The 19,044-nt window shown below is 73.5% G+C and carries 18 protein-coding genes; all 18 read left to right on the forward strand.

Translation table 11 applies throughout. From position 1 onward, the window contains the following. The 18 genes from FQ330_RS09710 (at position 1) to FQ330_RS09795 (ending at position 18,768) form a co-directional block, all read left to right on the forward strand. The gene (locus FQ330_RS09710) at positions 1-954 is read left to right on the forward strand and encodes a 3-hydroxyacyl-CoA dehydrogenase family protein (protein ID WP_146357129.1); all 954 of its coding nucleotides are present in this window, start codon (positions 1-3) and stop codon (positions 952-954) included. A gap of 20 nt (positions 955-974) precedes the next feature. Further along, entirely contained in the window at positions 975-1,745 is a 771-nt protein-coding gene (locus tag FQ330_RS09715) for an SDR family NAD(P)-dependent oxidoreductase (protein ID WP_128190341.1), read from the forward strand. Between the two features lie 139 nt (positions 1,746-1,884). Further along, on the forward strand, positions 1,885-3,270 hold the full coding sequence (locus tag FQ330_RS09720; protein WP_225792797.1) for an MFS transporter: 1,386 nt from the start codon (positions 1,885-1,887) through the stop codon (positions 3,268-3,270). A gap of 193 nt (positions 3,271-3,463) precedes the next feature. Next, the gene (glpX, locus tag FQ330_RS09725) at positions 3,464-4,492 is read left to right on the forward strand and encodes a class II fructose-bisphosphatase (RefSeq protein ID WP_225792798.1); all 1,029 of its coding nucleotides are present in this window, start codon (positions 3,464-3,466) and stop codon (positions 4,490-4,492) included. A 65-nt stretch (positions 4,493-4,557) separates the two neighbouring features. Further along, the gene (locus FQ330_RS09730; RefSeq protein ID WP_146357131.1) at positions 4,558-5,745 is read left to right on the forward strand and encodes a heparan-alpha-glucosaminide N-acetyltransferase domain-containing protein; all 1,188 of its coding nucleotides are present in this window, start codon (positions 4,558-4,560) and stop codon (positions 5,743-5,745) included. Positions 5,746-5,801: 56 nt separating this feature from the next. Beyond that, positions 5,802-7,565: an SRPBCC domain-containing protein gene (locus FQ330_RS09735; RefSeq protein ID WP_146357133.1), complete on the forward strand. Its 1,764-nt coding sequence runs from the start codon at positions 5,802-5,804 to the stop codon at positions 7,563-7,565. Positions 7,566-7,712: 147 nt separating this feature from the next. Further along, positions 7,713-8,927, forward strand: coding sequence for a substrate-binding domain-containing protein (locus tag FQ330_RS09740; protein ID WP_146357135.1), 1,215 nt, complete (start codon positions 7,713-7,715; stop codon positions 8,925-8,927). Positions 8,928-8,936: 9 nt separating this feature from the next. Beyond that, entirely contained in the window at positions 8,937-9,692 is a 756-nt protein-coding gene (locus FQ330_RS09745) for an ABC transporter ATP-binding protein (RefSeq protein ID WP_128190628.1), read from the forward strand. Continuing rightward, a complete protein-coding gene (locus FQ330_RS09750) occupies positions 9,689-10,396 on the forward strand; it encodes an ABC transporter ATP-binding protein (protein ID WP_128190629.1) in 708 nt (235 codons plus the stop codon). Before FQ330_RS09745 ends, FQ330_RS09750 begins: the two co-directional genes overlap by 4 nt. Continuing rightward, entirely contained in the window at positions 10,393-11,271 is an 879-nt protein-coding gene (locus tag FQ330_RS09755) for a branched-chain amino acid ABC transporter permease (RefSeq protein WP_146357137.1), read from the forward strand. The genes FQ330_RS09750 and FQ330_RS09755 overlap by 4 nt, the downstream gene beginning before the upstream one ends. Positions 11,272-11,280: 9 nt before the next feature. Next, complete coding sequence (locus FQ330_RS09760; RefSeq protein ID WP_318655693.1) at positions 11,281-12,390, forward strand: branched-chain amino acid ABC transporter permease; 1,110 nt, start codon at positions 11,281-11,283, stop codon at positions 12,388-12,390. A gap of 4 nt (positions 12,391-12,394) precedes the next feature. Next, the gene (locus tag FQ330_RS09765; protein ID WP_146357141.1) at positions 12,395-13,948 is read left to right on the forward strand and encodes a class I adenylate-forming enzyme family protein; all 1,554 of its coding nucleotides are present in this window, start codon (positions 12,395-12,397) and stop codon (positions 13,946-13,948) included. After that, the gene (locus FQ330_RS09770) at positions 13,945-14,655 is read left to right on the forward strand and encodes a TetR/AcrR family transcriptional regulator (protein ID WP_146357143.1); all 711 of its coding nucleotides are present in this window, start codon (positions 13,945-13,947) and stop codon (positions 14,653-14,655) included. Before FQ330_RS09765 ends, FQ330_RS09770 begins: the two co-directional genes overlap by 4 nt. Further along, positions 14,652-15,398 carry a 3-hydroxybutyrate dehydrogenase gene (locus FQ330_RS09775; RefSeq protein WP_128190445.1) on the forward strand — a complete coding sequence of 249 codons (747 nt, stop codon included), beginning with the start codon at positions 14,652-14,654 and terminating at the stop codon, positions 15,396-15,398. Before FQ330_RS09770 ends, FQ330_RS09775 begins: the two co-directional genes overlap by 4 nt. Next, positions 15,395-16,327 carry an alpha/beta hydrolase gene (locus FQ330_RS09780; RefSeq protein ID WP_225792799.1) on the forward strand — a complete coding sequence of 311 codons (933 nt, stop codon included), beginning with the start codon at positions 15,395-15,397 and terminating at the stop codon, positions 16,325-16,327. Before FQ330_RS09775 ends, FQ330_RS09780 begins: the two co-directional genes overlap by 4 nt. Continuing rightward, positions 16,327-17,100 (forward strand): CoA transferase subunit A, encoded by a 774-nt coding sequence (locus tag FQ330_RS09785; RefSeq protein WP_146357147.1) that lies wholly within the window; start codon positions 16,327-16,329, stop codon positions 17,098-17,100. The genes FQ330_RS09780 and FQ330_RS09785 overlap by 1 nt, the downstream gene beginning before the upstream one ends. A 1-nt stretch (position 17,101) precedes the next feature. Then, positions 17,102-17,731 (forward strand): CoA transferase subunit B, encoded by a 630-nt coding sequence (locus FQ330_RS09790; RefSeq protein WP_128190443.1) that lies wholly within the window; start codon positions 17,102-17,104, stop codon positions 17,729-17,731. Next, the gene (locus tag FQ330_RS09795; protein ID WP_146357149.1) at positions 17,728-18,768 is read left to right on the forward strand and encodes an alpha/beta hydrolase; all 1,041 of its coding nucleotides are present in this window, start codon (positions 17,728-17,730) and stop codon (positions 18,766-18,768) included. Before FQ330_RS09790 ends, FQ330_RS09795 begins: the two co-directional genes overlap by 4 nt. The last annotated feature ends 276 nt before the right edge of the window (positions 18,769-19,044 follow it).

Genomic DNA, 19,044 nt, shown 5'->3' on the forward strand with positions numbered 1-19,044 from the left:
ATGACCACGAAGACCATCGCCGTCGTCGGCTCCGGCTACATGGGCGGCGGCATCGCCCAGGTGCTCGCGCTCGCCGGCTACGACGTGCAGATCGCCGACATCTCGGCCGAGATCGCGCAGCAGAACCGCGCCCGGCTGCTCGACGAGGCGGCGCAGTTCGCCGCCGACGGGCTGTTCCCCGCCGACGCGGTCGAGCGCATCGAGGCGCGCCTCACCGCCGCCGAGTCGATCGAGTCGGCCGTCGCCGACGCCGACTTCATCGAGGAGGCGGTGCCCGAGAAGATCGAGATCAAGCACGCGACGCTCGCGCGCATCTCGGCCGCCGCCCGCCCCGACGCGATCATCGGCTCCAACACGTCGACGATCCTGATCGGCAGCCTCGCCGAGGCCGTCGAGCACCCCGAGCGCTTCCTCGGCGTGCACTTCTCGAACCCGGCGCCGTTCATCCCGGGCGTCGAGCTCATCGCGCACGAGGGCACGGATGCCGCCATCCTCCCCGTGGTCGAGGAGATCGTCGCGGCGACCGGCAAGGAGACGGCACGCGTCGGCGACGCGACCGGCTTCGTGCTCAACCGCCTCCAGTACGCCCTCTTCCACGAGGCCACCCAGCTCGTGGAGGAGGGCGTGGCGACGCCCGACGACATCGACACGATCGTGCGCACGACGTTCGGCTTCCGGCTGCCCGTCTTCGGGCCGTTCGCGATCGCCGACATGGCCGGCCTCGACGTCTACGCGTTCTGCTACGCATCGCTGCAGACGCGCTGGCCCGAGCGCTTCGCGACGCCGGACTCCCTCAAGGAGCTCGTCGACGCCGGCAAGTTCGGCACCAAGTCGGGCTCCGGCTACCTCGAGGTGCCGGCGGAGCGCACCGCAGAGCTCATCGCCTACCGCAACAAGGCGTACGTGGCCATCAAGCAGCTCATGGACGAGCTCGGCCCGGCCCCCATCCACTGATCCACGAAAGGCATCGGCACATGGCCACCGCATTCCCCGAGTCCAAGACCGTCGTCCTCACCGGCGCGGCCTCGCCGCGCGGCATCGGCCGCGCATCCGCCCACTACCTCGCGGAGCACGGCTGGAACGTCGGCATCATCGACCTCGACGCCGACGCGGCCAAGGCGGTCGCCGCCGAGATCGCCGAGCAGCACGGCGTGCAGGCCGCCGGCGCCGGCGCGAACGTCGCCGACGAGGCACAGGTGCGCGCCGCGTACGACGAGCTCGAGGCCGCCCTGCCGCAGATCGTCGCGCTCGTGAACCTCGCGGGCGTGTCGAGCCCGGTGCCCTACCTCGAGGTCACGGCCGACGAGTGGAACCGCGTCATGGGCATCAACATGAACGGCGTGCACTACGCCACCCGTCGCGCCGTCGAGTCGATGGTGCAGCACGGCGTCGGCCGCGTCGTGAGCCTCTCGTCGGTCTCGGCGCAGCGCGGAGGCGGCACGTTCTCGAAGACGGTGTACTCGGCCGCCAAGGCGGGCGTCATCGGCTTCACGCGCTCCGTCGCCCGCGAGCTCGGCCCGCAGGGCGTGACGGTCAACGCCATCTCGCCCGGCCCCATCGACACCGACATCATGGGCGGCACGCTCACCGAGGAGCGGAAGGCCGCCATGGCGGCCGACGGCGTGCTCCCGCGCATCGGCACGCCCCGCGACATCGCGGCCGCCATCGCCTACCTGATCTCCGAGGACGCAGGATTCGTGACGGGCCAGACCCTGAACGTCGACGGCGGCCTCTACATGCACTGATCACCATGGGCTCCTGGTCGAAGTCGCGCATCCTCTTCCTCGCCCTGGGCGTCGTCCTCGTCGGCGTCGGCCTGTGGCTGATCCTCCCGTCCGTCCTCAACTGACCGAAACCGAAGCACCGCACTCGAAGGAGAGTCCCGTGTCCGATACGACACTGCAGCCGAAGTCGCAGGGCAACCCCGCCCTCGACTCGGCCATCAAGAAGGCCGCCAAGCACCTGATGCCGATGCTGGTGATCCTGTACTTCGTCGCCTTCCTCGACCGCACGAACGTCGGCTTCGCCGAGGACGCGCTCCAGATGGACCGCGGCATCTCGGCGGGCGCCTTCGCGCTCGGCGCCGGCATCTTCTTCATCGGCTACGCGATCTTCGAGATCCCGTCGAACCTGCTGCTGAAGAAGTTCGGCGCGCGCTTCTGGCTCGCGCGCATCGCGATCACGTGGGGCCTCGTCGCCTCGGCGTTCGCGTTCGTGACCGACGACACGTCGTTCATCGTGCTGCGCTTCCTGCTCGGCGTCACCGAGGCGGGCCTGTTCCCGGGCGTGATCCTCTTCCTCTCCGAGTGGTTCCCGAACAAGCACCGCGTGCAGATGTTCGCGATCTTCTACCTCGCGCAGCCGTTCTCGCAGATGCTCGGCGCCCCGCTGTCGGGCGGCCTGATCAGCTTCGGCGAGCAGGTGACCCCGTGGGCCGGCTGGCAGGTGATGTTCTTCGTCGAGGGCATGATGGCGGTCGCCGCCGGCATCGCGGCGATCTTCTTCCTCATCAACGGCCCGCAGGACGCGAAGTGGCTGAACCAGGAGGAGAAGGACGCCCTCATCGACGTGATGGCCAAGGAGGACTCCGTGCGCGAGTCCGACGGCCCGAGCGGCATCTGGCGCGCGATGGGCAACTGGAAGGTGTGGTACTTCACCATCATCTACTTCTGCCTGCAGATCGCGGTCTACGGCACCACCTTCTACCTGCCGCAGCAGGTCGCGAACCTGCTCGGCCAGGACGTCGGCTGGCAGGTCGGCCTCGTCGCCGCCATCCCGTGGCTCGTGGGCCTGTTCGCCTGCTACTTCTTCGGCAAGGCGGCGAACACGATCGCCCGTCGTCGCAACTGGGGCACGCTCTTCTACATCTCGACGGGCCTGTTCATCCTCGGCTCCGCCTGGGCGGGCGCGAACGGGCAGCCGATCCTCGGCATCCTGTTCATCACCCTCGCGGTCGCGAGCTTCCTCTCGGTGGGCCCGATCACCTGGTCGTACCCGACGGCGTTCCTCACGGGCACCGCTGCGGCCGCCGGCATCGGCCTCATCAACTCGCTCGGCAACCTGGGCGGCTTCGTCGCCCCGATCATGCGCACGGCGATCAACGAGGCCGTCCCGACCGACTCGGGGGCGTGGGGTGTGGTGTCGCTCGGCGTGTTCGCGTTCCTCGCGGCGGCGATGCTCTTCGGCACGAAGCTCTTCAGCGCGAAGGCGGATGCGCTGCTGGAGGCCGAGAAGGACGAGGACGTGGAGTCGGTGGCCCCGGGCCACTGACTCGCACCGACCGTCGCATCGCGACGACGCGCATCCGCCCGGATGCGCACCCAGACCGGGCCGGGACCCGCGACACCCCGGCCCGGTCTGTCGCGTGCGGCCCCCGTGCGGCCCGCGAAGGAACCGCCGGACTTTCGCCGCGCGCGGGGCGGGCCCACCGCATCCGCTCACTACGCTCGAAGCAGGCTCACCGATGGAGGACACCGTGGCGCAGCAGCCCGACGCTCAGAAGGCCCCGGTCTTCGACAACCCAGACCGCAACCTGGCGATGGAGCTGGTGCGCGCGACCGAGGCCGCCGCGATCCGCGCCGTGCCGTTCATCGGCCGCGGCGACAAGAACGCCGCCGACGGCGCGGCGGTCGACGCGATGCGCACGTTCCTCTCGACGGTCGCCTTCGACGGCGTCATCGTCATCGGCGAGGGCGAGAAGGACGAGGCGCCGATGCTCTTCAACGGCGAGCACGTCGGCAACGGCCGCGGCCCCTCGGCCGACATCGCCGTCGACCCGATCGACGGCACCTCGCTCACCGCCGCCGGCCGGCAGAACGCGCTCAGCGTGATCGCCGTCGCCGACCGCGGCACGATGTACGACCCGATCGACGCGTTCTACATGGACAAGCTCGTCGCCGGCCCCGAGGCGATCGGCGTCATCTCGCTCGACCAGTCGATCGGCGACAACATCCGCGAGCTCGCGCGCGCCAAGGGCAAGGACGTCGGCGAGATCGTCGTCGCGGTGCTCGACCGCCCGCGCCACGCCGAGCTCATCGAGGAGATCCGCTCGGCTGGCGCCGGCACGCGGCTGATGCGCGACGGCGATGTCGCCGGCGGCATCAACGCGGCCCGCTGGGAGAGCCGCATCGACATCTGCGCCGGCGCGGGCGGCACGCCCGAGGGCGTGATCACCGCGTGCGCGATCAAGGCGCTCGGAGGCTTCATGGAGGGGCGCCTGTCGCCGCAGTCGGACGAGGAGCACCGCAAGGTCGTCGCCGCGGGCCACGACCTCGACCGCGTGCTCGGGCTCGACGACCTGGTCGCGAGCGACAACACCTACTTCGTCGCGACCGGCGTCACCGACGGCCAGCTGCTCGACGGCGTGCGCCGCAAGGGTCCGCTCATCCGCACCGAGTCGCTCGTGCTGCGCTCGAAGACCGGCACCGCGCGCCGCGTGATCGCCGAGCACCGCGCCGAGAAGTGGCTGGAGCCGGGCTCGAGCCGAGGCTGACCGATCCGGCGGCATGCTGGGCGGATGCGGGGGCCCCGCCCAGGCGCGTGCGGCACGATGGTCGCGTGAGCGGTTCCGAGCGCCTGGTGGGCGTCGACCTGGCGCGGCTGCTGGCCGTGGTGGGGATGATGGCCGCGCACACGCTGCTCGCGGCCGAGCCGCCGGTGCCCGACGGCGTGGTCGCGCTCGTCGACGGGCCGCCGTCGACGCTCTTCGCGGTGCTCGGCGGCGTGAGCGTGGTGCTCGCCGCCCGCGCCCGGCTCGCCGCCGGCGACCGCTGGGGCGCGCTGCGCTCGACGCTCGCGCGGGGCGCGCTCGTCGCGCTGCTCGGCGCGGTCATCGGGCCGTTCGCGGCCGCCGTCTACGTGGTGCTCGTGCCCTTCGGCGTCGCGATCGTGCTGGCGGCGGTGCTCGTGCTGCTGCCGTCGTGGCTGCTCGCCGGCGTCACGACCGTGCTGTGGCTCGCCGGCGGCTCGCTGCTCGTCGCGGCGCGCGAGCGGCTGCCGAGCGCCGCGAGCATCGGCGACGGCGCAGCGCTGGGGGAGCGCCTCGCCGCGACCGCCGCCGACGTGCTGCTGACCGGCGTCTATCCGGTGCTCACCTGGGTGGCCTACCTGCTGGTCGGCATGCTCGCGGCGCGGACGCTGCTCGCCGCCCGCGCGCGCGGCGCCGAGCGGCGCGCGCTCGCGGTGCTCGCAGCGGTCGGCGCCGCCCTCGTCGTGGCCGGCGTCGCCGCGAGCGAGCTCGGCATGCGGCTGCTCGCCGGCCCCCTCGACGACGCCGCGCGCGACGAGCTGCTGCGCAACGGCTACGGCGCCGCGCAGGGCTCGGCGACCGCCTGGCAGCTGGTGGCCGCCCCGCACACGGGCACGCCCGCCGACATGGCGCGCACGGTCGGCATCGCGCTGCTCGTCATCGCGCTGCTCGGGCTCCTGGCCGCGGCGCTGCCGCACCCGGCGGTGCGCGCCCTCGAGCCGCTGCGGGCGGCAGGCGCCGCACCGCTCACGATCTACGTGGTGCACGTGCTGCTGCTCACCGCGATGCTCGTGCTCCTGCAGGATGCGGCGCCGGCGCTCGGCGCCGGATGGGCCGCGTGGGCAGTGCAGGTCGTCGTCGCCCTCGCGATCGGGGCCGTGCTCGCCGCGGGCGACGGACGCGGTCCGCTCGAGCGCATCGTCGGGCGCGCGGCCGACCGCGCGGCGGGGGATCGGCCGCAGCCGGAGGAGCAGGCCGCGGGCCGCGCGCACGGCTGAGCGGATCCTCAGCGATCCGGGCCCGCGCGGCGCGGGCCGTCGTGCAGGATGATGCCGTGGGCGGCGGCGCGCGATCGGTGGGCATCGACCTCGCGTGGCTCGTCGCCATCGCGGGCCTCCTCGCGGCGCCCACGCTGCTGCGGACCGGAGAGCACCTCGGCACGCCGCTCGGCCTCCTGCTCGACGGCCCGCCGGTCGCCCTGCTCGCCGTGCTCGTCGGCTGCGGCGCGGTGCTCGCGGTGCGGCCGCGCCTCGCCGCCCGCCACCGCACGGCGGCCGCGCGCGAGACGCTCGCGCGAGGGCTGTGGCTCGGCCTCGTCGGCAGCGCCGCCCTCGCCCTGGGTGCGTGGCTCGAGCTCGTGCGCTCGGCCTACCTCGCCTTCGGCGGCTGGGGGACCCCGATCGACGCGTGGCTGTACGGCGCCGACCTGTGGGTGCTGCCGGTCGCGACCGCGCTGCAGGCGCCGCTCGCGCAGCTCGGCGTCGCGCTGGCGCTCGCGGCGGTCGCGCTGCTGCTGCCAGTGTGGGCGCTCGCGGCGCTCGCCGCGGCATGGACGTCCGGCGGAGGGCTCCTGCTCGCGGCCGTCGCCGACGCGCTGCGCCCCGCGCCGCCCGGGTCGCCGTGGGGGCCGACGGCCGAGTCGGTGCGCGGGCTGCTCGTCGGCGACCCGTGGGCGGCGCTCGTGCTGCTGCCGTGGGTGCTCGTCGGCATGCTCGCCGGGCGGCTGCTGCTCTCGGCGCGCGAGCGCGGCCGGGAGCGGGCGCTGCACGGCGCGCTGCTGGTCGTCGGCCTCCTGCTGGCCGGCGCCGCCATCACGACGAGCGAGCTCGCGCTCGCGCACCTCGTGCCCGCGGTGCTGCCGCTCGGCGACGCGACCGCGGCGCGCGAGCTGCTCGGGATGCCGGGGGCGCTGCGCGCGATGGGCGGCGAGCCCGTGCTGCAGCTCGTCGCGATGCCCGGCTCCGGCAGCGCCGCCGAGGCGGTGCGCGCCGGCGGCCTCGCGCTCGCCGTCGTCGGCGCCGCGGGGCTCGGCGGCGCCTCGGCCGGCCCGCGGGCGCGGCGCGCGCTCGCCCCCGCGCTCGCGGCCGGCGCCGCGCCGGTCACGGTGCTGCTCGCGACCGCCCTCGTGCACGCGCTGCTGCTCGCGGTCGCGCCGCAGGCGCCGGCGCTCGTCGAGGGATGGTCCGGCTGGGCGGTGCTCGTCGCCGCGGCGCTCGGGGTGGGCGCGCTCCTGGCCGCGCTCCGCGCCGACGCGCCGCTCGAGCGCTGGATGGACGCCGCGGCGCTGCGCTCCGGCGGCCCGCTCCGCGCCGCCGAGCCGCTCGCGGTCGCGCTGCCGGACGAGCGCTCGATCTCCTACGCGGTGCGCTTCCGGGCGCCGGCGGAGGCCGTCTGGCAAGCGCTGACCGACCCGCGACTCGTGCCCTTGTGGCTGCCGGATCCGGGCATGCCGATGACCAGCTGCGCCATCGACGCGCGCACGGGCGGCGGCTACCGCTTCGAGCACCGCGGCGGCGTGCGCCGGCCCGTGGTGGTGGGCGAGTACCTGCACGTCGAGCGGCCGGTGCGCATCGTCGAGCGGCAGTGGCAGGAGGGCGGGCGCCGGCCCCCGGTGACGGCGTCGACCGTGCTCGAGCAGCACGGGGGCGTGACGGTGCTGCGCGGCCACGAGGTCTTCGACTCGCAGCGACTGCGCGACTCGGTGCTGCCGCAGCTGGGCATCCCGGCCGCCGCCTACGAGCGGCTCGCGGCGCTCGTGGAGCGCGGAGGAGGGGATGCGCCGGGTCACGATCCGGTCACGGTCGCGGCACCGGTTTGACACGGGCGCCGCGGACTCGCATGCTGGAACCTGAAACCTGAACCACCTGTCAGGTTTGGTCAGTTCCCGACACCGTGAAGCCGCACGAGGACGTGCTCGCCCGCCGAGCTGCGCCCCCAGGGGCTCCCACTGCTCGAAAGGCATCTCATGCGCAGGACAACGAAGTTCGCAGGCGTGGGCATCGCCATCGCGGCGCTCGCGCTCACGGCGTGCGCGCCGACGACGGCCACCCCCGAGGCATCCACCGACGGCTCGGAGGGCGCCGCCGAGTCGGTCGCCGTCAACGTCGGCATGATCACCTCGATCACCGGCCCGCTCGCCGCGTACGGCGAGACCTACCAGCAGGGCTTCGAGGCAGGCCTCGACTACGCCACCGACGGCACCGGCGAGATCGACGGCGTCGAGCTCACGATCGAGTGGGTCGACGACCAGGGCAACCCCGACACCGCCGTCACGCAGGCGAAGGACCTCATCGGCCAGGGCTTCCAGATCATCGGAGGCTCCGCAGCCTCCGGCGTCTCGCTCGCCGTCGCCGAGCAGGCCGCGCAGAACGACGTGCTCTTCCTCTCGGGCCCCGCCGCCGCCGACGCGATCACGGGCGTCAACGAGCAGACCTTCCGCTCCGGCCGCCAGACGCTGCAGGACGTCGCCACCGCCGCGACCTTCCTCGACAGCGTCGAGGGCTCGAACATCGTCGTGTTCGCGCAGGACAACGCGTTCGGCCAGGGCAACGTCGCCTCGGTCGAGGCCGTGCTCGGCGCCGAGGGCGCGACGGTGACCCCGATCCTCGTCGCTGAGGACGCCACCGAGTTCACGCCGTTCGCGCAGCAGATCTCGGCCGCGTCGCCCGACCTCGTGTTCGTCGCGTGGGCCGGCGCCACGACCGGCGCGATGTGGGAGGCGCTCGCGCAGCAGCAGGTGCTCGCCGACACCACCGTCGTCACCGGCCTCGCCGACCGCGCGTCGTACCAGGCCTACGGCCCCGGCTCCGCCGACATCCAGTTCCTGAACCACTACTTCCCGGGCGCCACCGACACCGAGGCCGCCCGAGCGATGGATGCGTACCTCGAGGAGGCCGGGCACGAGGCCGACCTGTTCACGGTCGACGGCTTCGTCGGCGCGCAGATGCTCGTGCACGCCATCACCGAGGGCCAGGGCGACGTCGAGGCCATGATCGGGGCGCTCGAGGGCTGGACCTTCGAGTCGGTCAAGGGCGAGCTCACGATCCGCGCCGAGGACCACGCGCTGATCCAGCCGATGTTCCAGGTGCGCCTCGTCGACGAGGGCGGCACGTGGACGCCCGAGCTCATCGAGGTCGTCGACGCCGAGGCGGTCGCCCCGCCCGTCGCCGGCCAGCAGTAGGCGCGGCCGATGGAAGACCGATCCGCGCTCGTCCTGGACGCCGTCGGCCTGCAGATCGGGGGCGCGCGCATCCTGCACGACGTCTCGTTCGAGGTCGCGACCGGTGAGATGGTCGGGGTCATCGGCCCCAACGGCGCGGGCAAGACCACGCTGTTCAACGTCATCTCGGGTGTGCTCATCCCCACGAGCGGCCGCGTGCTGCTCGCAGGGAAGGACGTCACCAGCCGGAAGGTGCACCAGCGGGCGCGGGTCGGTCTCGGCCGCACGTTCCAGACCTCCAGCGTCTTCCCGGGCCTGAGCGCCCGCGAGAACGTGCGCCTCGCGGCGCAGTCGAAGCTCGGCGGCGCCACGAGCCCGTGGCGCATGCCGCGGGCCGGCGACGAGGCCACCGCGGTCGCGATGCGCTGCCTCGACGAGGTCGAGCTCGCGCACCACGCGGGCACCGACGCCGGCGTGCTCTCGCACGGCGACAAGCGCAAGCTCGAGATCGCGATGCTCCTCGCGACCGAGCCCGAGGTGGTGCTCCTCGACGAGCCCATGGCGGGCGTCGGCTCCGGCGACGTCGCGGGGCTCGTCGAGGTCATCCGCCGGCTGCACCGCTCCGGCCGCACCGTGCTCATGGTCGAGCACCACATGGAGGTGCTGCTCGGCCTCGTCGACCGCGTCGCGGTCATGCACCACGGCGAGCTGCTCGCCATCGACACGCCCAAGGCCGTCATGGCCGACACCGCCGTCCAGCAGGCCTACCTCGGGGAGACCGTGTGACCGCCATCCTGTCCGTCCGCGGCCTCGAGGCCCGGATCGCCGGCCAGCAGGTCGTCGAGGACGTCTCGTTCGACGTCGCGGCCCACGGCGTCACCGCGCTCCTCGGCCGCAACGGCGTCGGCAAGTCGTCGACGATCAAGGCGCTGCTCGGCCTGTACGAGCGCACGGGCGAGGTGACCTTCGACGGCGAGCGCATCGACCGGCTCCTCACGCACCGCATCGTGCAGCGCGGCATCGCCTACGTGCCCGAGGACCGCGAGGTCTTCGGCGGCCTCACCGTGGAGGAGAACCTGCGGCTCGCCGAGCGCGGCGGCGCCCCGAACCGGGCGATCGTCGGCGAGCTCTTCCCCGAGCTCCTCCAGCGCGCGAAGCAGCAGGCGGGCACGCTCTCGGGCGGTCAGCAGCAGATGGTCTCGCTCTCGCGCGCGCTCATGAACGACAACCGGCTGCTGCTCGTCGACGAGCCCACCAAGGGCCTCGCGCCGCTCATCGTCGGCACCGTGACGAAGGCGCTCGAGGCCGCGGCCGAGCGCACGCCCATGCTGCTCGTCGAGCAGAACCTGCAGGTCGTGCGCGCGCTCGCCCACACCGTGGTCGTGCTCTCGGGCGGCCGCGTCGTGCACACGGGCCCCGCATCCGAGTTCCTCGACTCCGACCTCGTGCACCGGCACCTCGGCGTCTCGACCGACCAGGAGGCAGCGTGAGCACCGTCCTGCTCCTGCTCATCACCGGCGTCGGCCTCGGCGCCCTCTACTTCCTCGTCGCGAGCGGCCTCTCGCTCATCTACGGCCTGATGGGCGTGCTGAACTTCGCCCACGGCTCGTTCCTCACCCTCGCGGGCTTCCTCGGCTGGGAGGTCGGCCGCCGCGTCGGCGACGGCAGCTGGGGCGGGCTGCTCGTCGGCATGCTCGTGGGCCTCGTGGTCGGCGCGCTCGTGGCGGCGATCACCGAGCTCGTCTTCATCCGGCCGCTCTACAACCGCCACATCGAGCAGGTGCTCGTCACCGTCGGCCTCGGCCTCGCCTCGGTCGCGCTCTTCGAGGGCATCTGGGGCACCGACCCGATCCAGATCCGGCTGCCGGAGTGGCTCGGCGGCACGACCGACGTGCTCGGCGCGAACATCCCGAACGACCGCTGGCTGCTCATCGGCACCGCGGCCGTCGTGCTCGTGCTCATCGTGCTGTTCCTGCAGCGCACGAGCTACGGCCTCGTCATCCGCGCCGGCGTCGAGAACCGCACCATGGTCACCGCGCTCGGCATCGACGTGCGCCGCGCCTTCACGATCGTCTTCGCCATCGGCGGCGCGGCCGCGGGCCTCGGCGGCGTGCTCGCCTCCGTCTACTACGGCCAGGTGGGCGCCCACCAGGGCACGTCGCTCCTCATCTACGCGTTCATCGTCACCGTCATCGGCGGCCTCGGCTCCCTCACGGGCGCGGCCATCGCCTCCGTGCTCGTGGCCGTCATCCAGCAGTTCGCGAACTTCTACCTCGGCGGCACGGGCGACATCGCCATCGTGCTCGCGCTCGCCGCGGTGCTGCTCGTCCGACCGACCGGCCTCATGGGCAAGGTCACGCACTAGGAGCGGATGATGCGCACATTCCTGCAGTCCACGTGGGGCCGGCTCGCGGTCGGCGCGGCCGTGGTCATCGCGGCGGCGATCCTGCCGCTGCTCGCCATCGACATCCCGGGCGTCCTCCCCGGGCCCACCTACACGCCCGGCACGCTCACCGTGCTCGCCTACGCGATGCTCATCGCGGCGCTCGCGCTCAGCTACCACCTGATCTTCGGGGTGGCGGGGATGCTGTCGTTCGGCCACGCGATGTTCTTCGCCGCGGGCGCGTACGGGCTCGGCATCATCCTGCGGCTGCTCGCGCCGACTGGCATGCCGAGCGAGGCGGTCTTCCTGCTCGCGATCGTGCTGACGCTCGTGATCGCGCTCGTGCTCGGCAACCTCGTCGGCGCGCTCGCGCTGCGGGTGAGCGGCATCTCGTTCGCGATGGTGACGCTCGCGGTCGCGCAGGCGATGAACGTCATGATCCGCCGCAACGTCGGCGGGCTCACGGGCGGCGAGGAGGGCGTGACGCTCGAGGTCGACGTCGTGCCCGACTTCCTCGTCGGCGTCGTCAACACGCGCAACCTCTACTGGATGGCGCTCGCGATCCTCGTGCTCGTCTACCTCGCGTGCGTGTGGGTCGAGCGCTCCCGCCTCGGCCACGTGGTCGCCGCGGCGCGCGAGAACGAGCTGCGCGTGACGGTGCTGGGGCTGCGCCCCTACCTCGTGCGGCTGTTCGTCTTCGCCGCGGCCGCGGTGCTCGCGGCGGTCGCCGGCATGGGCTTCATGATGCTGCAGTCGAGCGCGACGCCGCGCATCTCGACGAGCGACTTCACGCTCACGCTGCTCGTCATCGTCGTGCTCGGCGGCGTCGGCTACCGCTGGGGCGCGATCGTCGGCGGCATCATCTACACGCTGCTCGACCAGCGGCTCGCGGCGCTCGCCTCGGCCGAGTGGATCCAGCGCCTGCCCGACGTGCTGCGCATCCCGCTGTCGGAGCCGCTGTTCATCCTCGGCATGCTCTTCGTGCTCGTCGTCATGTTCGCGCCCGGCGGCATCGTGGGCCTCACGCACCGCGTGACGCGACCGCGCGGCGGCGCGAAGGACGCCGAGCAGCCTGCAGCGCTGCAGGACGTGGAAGCCTAGGCGCATGGGAGGCGCAGCGACGGTGCACGGCGACGCGGCGCCGGGCGCGCTCACGCTCGGCCGCTGGACGACCGACCGTGCCGCGACCGACCCGTCGCGGCCGGCGATCGTCGACCGCGGCGTGACCGTCTCGTACGGCGAGCTCGAGGCCCGCGCGACGGCGCTCGCGCACGCGCTCGTCGAGGCGGGGCACGGCCGCGGCGCCCGCATCGCCACGGTCACGGGCTCCACCGCCGACCAGGTGGTGCTGCTGTTCGCGTGCGCCAAGGCGGGCGCGATGCTCGTGCCGCTGTCGTGGCGGCTCACCGCGCGCGAGCTCGCCGAGCAGCTGCGCATCGCCGACCCCTCGCTGCTGCTCGTCGAGGACGACCACCGGCCCGTCGCCGAGGCCGCGCTCGACCGCCTCGGCGACCACGGCATCCGCACGACCGCGCTCGGCGCCGCCGGCGCCGAGTCGCTCGTGCCGGATGCGCCGGCGCCCGCCGAGCGGGCGGCCGGCGGTGCGGTGCAGGACGACGACGGCCTGCTCATGCTCTTCACCTCGGGCACGACGAGCGCGCCGAAGGCGGTCGTGCTCAGCCACGCCAACTGCGCGTGGGCCAACCTGTCGCTCTCGCGCGCGACGCCGATGACCCCCGACGACGTCGTGCTGCAGGTGCTGCCGCAGCACCACGTGGCCGGCTGGAACATCCAGCCGCTGCTCGCCTGGTGGGTGGGCGCGCAGGTCGTGCTCGAGCGCACCTTCGACGCGGGGCGCGCGCTCGCGCTCATCGAGCGGCACCGCGTCACCGCGACGATGGGCGTGCCGACGACGTTCCGCTCGCTCATCCAGCACCCCGACTTCGCGGTGCGCGACCTGTCGAGCCTGCGCACCGCCGTCGTCGGCGGCGGCATGCTCGACCCGCGCGCCGTCGAGCAGCTCGCGCGCCGCGGCGTGCCGGTGCAGCAGGGCTACGGGCTCACCGAGGCCGCGCCCAACGTCACGATCGCGCGCGACGCCTCCGACGCCGGCACCGTCGGCCGCCCCTACCCGCACGTGGACCTCGCGCTGCTCGTCGACGGGCGCGTGGTGCACGGCGCCGGCACCGGCGAGCTGCTCGTGCGGGGCCCCGCGGTCTTCCAGGGCTACTTCCGCGACCCCGAGGCGACCGCCGCGGCGACCCTCGGGCCGTGGCTGCGCACGGGCGACCTCGTCGAGCGCGACCCGGCCGGCCGCATCCGCATCGTCGACCGCGTGAAGGACATCGTGCGCTCGGGCGGCGAGTCGATCGCGCCCATCGAGGTCGAGCTCGCGCTGCTCGAGCACCCGGCCGTCGCCGACGCCGCCGTCGCCGGCGTGCCGAGCGAGCGGTGGGGCGAGGAGCTCGTCGCGTGGCTCGTGCTCGCCGAGCCCGCCGACGAGCGGTCGCTGCGCGACCACCTCGACGGCCGCCTCGCGGGCTTCAAGCACCCGAAGCGCTTCCTCGAGGTCGACCAGATCCCTCGCACCACGAGCGGCAAGCCGCTGCGCCGGGCCCTCATCGCAGCCGCCCAGGCCGAGCGGGCGGAGGCGCGATGAACGAGCCGAGGACGAAGCGCGGCGAGCAGACCAAGGCCAAGCTGCTCGCGGCAGCCGAGGGCGTCTTCGCCGAGCAGGGCTACCAGGCCGCGTCGATCTCGCGCATCACCGAGCGCGCGAAGGTGGCCCAGGGCACCTTCTACCTGTACTTCGAGTCGAAGCTCGACCTGTTCGAGCAGCTCGTCGACGACCTCAACCGCCGCGTGCGGAAGGCCATGAGCGACGGCGCCGCGCGCGGCGCCAACCGCGCCGAGGCCGAGCGCGAGGGCTTCCGCGAGTTCTTCGCCTTCACCGCCGAGCACCCGGCGCTCTACCGCGTGGTGCGCGAGGCCGAGTACGTCTCGCCCGGCGCGATGCGCAGCCACTACGAGCGCATCGTCGAGGGCTACCGCGAGGGCCTCGAGCGGGCCCGCGCGAACGGCGAGATCGGCGACGTCGACCCGGAGGTCGCCGCCTGGGCGCTCATGGGCGTCGGCGAGATGATCGGGATGCGGTACGTGCTCTGGCCGACGGCGGAGTCGGGGCCCTACGGCTCCGGCGCGACGCCCGTGCCCGACCACGTGTTCGACGAGATGGTGGCGTTCGTGCAGCGCGCGCTCGGCACCGCCCCGGCAGCGCCCGCGGCCCCCGCCGCACCCGCGGGCCGCACGCCCGCCACCGCAAGCCACCCCGCCGCGACCGCGGCGCACACCGAGGAGGACGCATGAGCACACTCGAGGGCCGCAGGGCCGTGATCACCGGCGGCGCCGCCGGCATCGGCGCCGCGATGGCGCGCTCGTTCGCCGCGGAGGGCGCGCACGTCGTCGTCGCCGACCGCGACGGCGCCGCGGCCGACGCGCTCGCGCGAGAGATCGGCGGCGAGGCATGGGAGGTCGACCTGCTCGACGTCGCCTCGCTCGAGTCGCTCGAGCTGCGGGCCGACATCCTCGTGAACAACGCCGGCATCCAGCGCGTCGCGCCGATCGAGGAGTTCGAGCCCGAGATGTGGCGGCGCCTCCACACGCTCATGCTCGAGGCGCCGTTCCTGCTCATCCGCGCGGCGCTCCCGGGCATGTACGAGCGCGGCTTCGGCCGCATCATCAACCTCTCGAGCGTGCACGGCATCCGCGCATCCGCCTTCAAGTCGGCCTACGTCGCCGCCAAGCACGGGCTCGAGGGCCTGTCGAAGGTGACCGCGCTCGAGGGCGGCCCGCACGGCGTGACCTCGAACTGCATCAACCCCGGCTACGTGCGCACGGGTCTCGTCGAGTCGCAGGTCGCCGACCAGGCGAAGCGCCACGGCATCCCCGAGAGCGAGGTGCTCGAGAAGGTCATGCTCACCGAGGCCGCGATCAAGCGGCTCGTCGAGCCCGAGGAGGTCGCGTCGCTCGCGACCTGGCTCGCCGGCCCGCACGCGGGCATGGTCACCGGCACCTCCTACGTCATGGACGGCGGGTGGAGCGCCCGATGACGACCGCCGCCACCGAGGCGCCGCTGCGGCTGCCCGTCGCGGGCGGCGAGCTTGTCGCAACCCTGTGGCGGGCGGATGCGGCGGGCACGCCCGTCGTCGCCGTCCACGGGATCACGGCGAACCACCGCTCGTTCTCGCCCCTCGCGGTGCGCGTCGACGGCCCGCTGCTCGCGGTCGACCTGCGCGGCCGCGGCGGCTCGCGCGCGCTGCCGGGTCCCTTCGGCCTCGAGCAGCACGCCGAGGACGTCGCCGCTGCGATGACCGCCGCCGGCATCGAGCGCGCGATCGTCGTCGGCCACTCGATGGGCGCGTACGTCGCGGTGCGCCTCGCCGCCGCGCACCCCGAGCGCGTCGCCTCGCTCGTGCTCGTCGACGGCGGCCTGCCGCTGCGTCCCGCTCCTGCAGGCGAGGAGCGCAGCCCCGAGGAGGTGCTCGGCCCGGCCATCGACCGGCTGCGCATGACGTTCCCCTCCCGCGACGCCTACCGCGACTTCTGGCGCGAGCACCCCGCCTTCGGGCCCTACTGGAGCGCGGCGATCGAGGAGTACGTGGACTACGACCTCGTGCCCGTCGACGCCCACGCCGAGGTCGACGCAGGGCTCCGGCCCTCCGCGAACCCCGACGCGGTGGTCGCGAACCTCGTCGAGCTCGACGGCCGCGGCGGCTACGCCGAGGCCCTCGAGTCGCTCGAGGTGCCGGCGGTGCTGCTGCGCAGCCCGCGCGGCCTCTTCGACGAGGCTCCCGGCCTCTACGATGACGAGTGGCTCGCGACGTGGAGGTCGCGGCTGCCCGAGCTCGAGGTCCGGGACATCCCGGGCACGAACCACTACACGATCCTGCTGGGCGCGGGCGTGGATGCGGTGGCCGACGCGGTCGCCGAGGCCGCGCGCGCCGCCGGCGCACCCGCGCAGCAGGGAGAGGGACGCTGATGGCGATCGACAAGACCTACGCGTCCGCGGCCGAGGCGGTCGCGGACATCCCCGACGGAGCGACCCTCGCGGTCGGCGGCTTCGGCCTCTCCGGCAACCCGATGGAGCTCATCCGCGCCCTCGAGGCGCGCGGCGTGACGGGCCTCAAGGTGGTCTCGAACAACTGCGGCGTCGACGACTGGGGCCTCGGCCTCCTGCTCCGCAACGGTCAGATCGACAAGATGACCTCCTCCTACGTCGGCGAGAACAAGGAGTTCGAGCGCCGCTACCTCACCGGTGAGCTCGAGCTCGAGCTCACGCCCCAGGGCACGCTCGCCGAGAAGCTGCGCGCCGGCGGCTCCGGCATCGCCGCGTTCTACACCCGCACGGGCGTCGGCACGCAGGTCGCCGAGGGCGGCCTGCCGCAGCTCTACAACGCCGACGGCACGGTCGCGAAGGCCTCCGAGCCCAAGCCCACGGCGACGTTCGACGTCGACGGCGAGCCGCAGGAGTTCGTGCTCGAGGAGGCCATCACCACCGACTTCGCGCTCGTCCACGCGCTGCGCGGCGACCGGCACGGCAACCTCGTCTTCAACAAGGCCGCCCGGCAGTTCTCGCCGCCCGCGGCGATGGCGGGCCGCATCTGCATCGCGCAGGTCGAGGAGCTCGTCGAGCCGGGCGAGATCGACCCGGATGCGGTGCACCTGCCGGGCGTGTTCGTGCACCGGATCGTCGAGGTCGGCACGGAGATCGAGAAGCGCATCGAGCGCCGCACGGTTCGAGAGGAGTCCTGACATGGCACTGACCCGCAACCAGATGGCCGCGCGCGCGGCCGAGGAGCTCGAGGACGGCATGTACGTCAACCTCGGCATCGGGCTGCCCACGCTCGTGCCGAACTACGTGCCCGACGACGTGACCGTCGTGCTGCAGAGCGAGAACGGCATCCTCGGCGTCGGCCCGTACCCGACCGAGGACGCGGTCGACCCCGACCTCATCAACGCCGGCAAGGAGACCGTCACGACGCTCCCGGGCACGTCGTTCTTCGACTCGGCGACGTCGTTCGCGATGATCCGCGGCGGCAAGATCGACGCCGCGATCCTCGGCGCGATGCAGGTCTCGGCCTCGGGCGACATCGCCAACTGGATGATCCCCGGCAAGATGGTGAAGGGCCCCGGCGGCGCGATGGACCTCGTGCACGGCGCCGCGAAGGTGATCGTGCTCATGGAGCACGTCGCGAAGGACGGCTCGGCGAAGATCGTCGACGAGTGCTCGCTGCCGCTCACGGGCAAGGGCGTCGTCGACCGCATCATCACCGACCTCGCCGTGCTCGACGTCACGCCGGAGGGGCTGCGGCTCGTCGAGCTGGCTCCGGGCGTGACGCTCGACGAGGTGCGCGAGAAGACCGAGCCCGAGGTGCTGGCGTGACGACCCTGCTGGAGGGCATCGAGCAGCAGGTCGTCCGCACCGACCGCCTGCGCGCATCCGTCCTCCGCCACGGCGGCGCCGGCCGGCCCGTCGTGCTCGTGCACGGCAACGTCTCGTCGTCGTCGTTCTTCCAGCCGCTCATGCTCGCGCTGCCGCGCCCGACGGTCGCGATCGACCTGCGCGGCTACGGCGACAGCGAGGCGCTCCCGGTCGACGCGACGCGCGGCCTGCGCGACTTCGCCGACGACGTCGCGTCGGTGCTCGACGCGATGGGCGTCGCCGACGCGCACGTGCTCGGGTGGTCGATGGGCGGCGGCGTCGTGATGCAGCTCATGCTCGACAGGCCCGACCTCATCCGCTCGGTGACGCTCATGGCGCCGGTGCCGCCGCAGGGCTTCGGCACCCGGCTCGACGGCACGCTGTGCACGCCCGACGGGGCGGGCACGGGCGGGCTCGCGGCGAACCCCGACTTCATCGCGCGCCTCGCGGCGGGCGACACGACCGACGACGAGCCGACGAGCCCCCGGAGCGTCTTCCGCAGCTCGTACGTCGCCCCCGGGTTCTCCGACGAGCACGAGGACCTCTGGGTCGAGTCGATGCTCTCGACGCGCACCGGCGAGGGCAACCAGCCCGGCGACGGCACGGCGTCGGATGCGTGGCCGGGCTTCGCGGCCGGCGCTCGTGGCGTGCTGAACACGATGTCGGGCGTGCACCTCGACCTCACCGGCATCGTCGACCTCGAGCGGAAGCCGGCGATCCTGTGGATCCGCGGCGCGCACGACGCGATCGTGAGCGACGAGTCGTTCTTCGACCTGAACACGCTCGGCAAGCACGGCATCGTGCCGGGCTGGCCGGGGGAGGAGGCGGCGCCGCCGCAGCCGATGGTGTCGCAGACGCGCGCGGTGCTCGACGCGTACGCCGCGAAGGGCGGCTGGTACCAGGAGGTCGTCTTCGAGCACGCCGGCCACTCGCCGCACCTCGAGGACCCGGAGCGGTTCCGGCAGCTGCTGCTCGCGCACGTGACCGCCAACGACTGACGGCCTCGCCTCCCACGAGTCGAGACCACCCCTTCTCGCTGGTCGAGCCGTCGGCCGCAGGCCGACGAGTCGAGACCACCCCTTCTCGCTGGTCGAGCCGGCGGCCGCAGGCCGACGAGTCGAGACCACCCCTTCCCGTTGGTCGAGCCGTCGGCCGCAGGCCGACGAGTCGAGACCACCCCTTCCCGTTGGTCGAGCCGTCGGCCGCAGGCCGACGAGTCGAGACCACCAGCCCAGGCACGACGGAGGGGCCGCCCCCACCCGGGAGCGGCCCCT

Origin of the sequence: Agrococcus sediminis, assembly GCF_007923295.1 — a bacterium.
In the GTDB taxonomy this organism is placed as follows: domain Bacteria; phylum Actinomycetota; class Actinomycetes; order Actinomycetales; family Microbacteriaceae; genus Agrococcus; species Agrococcus sediminis.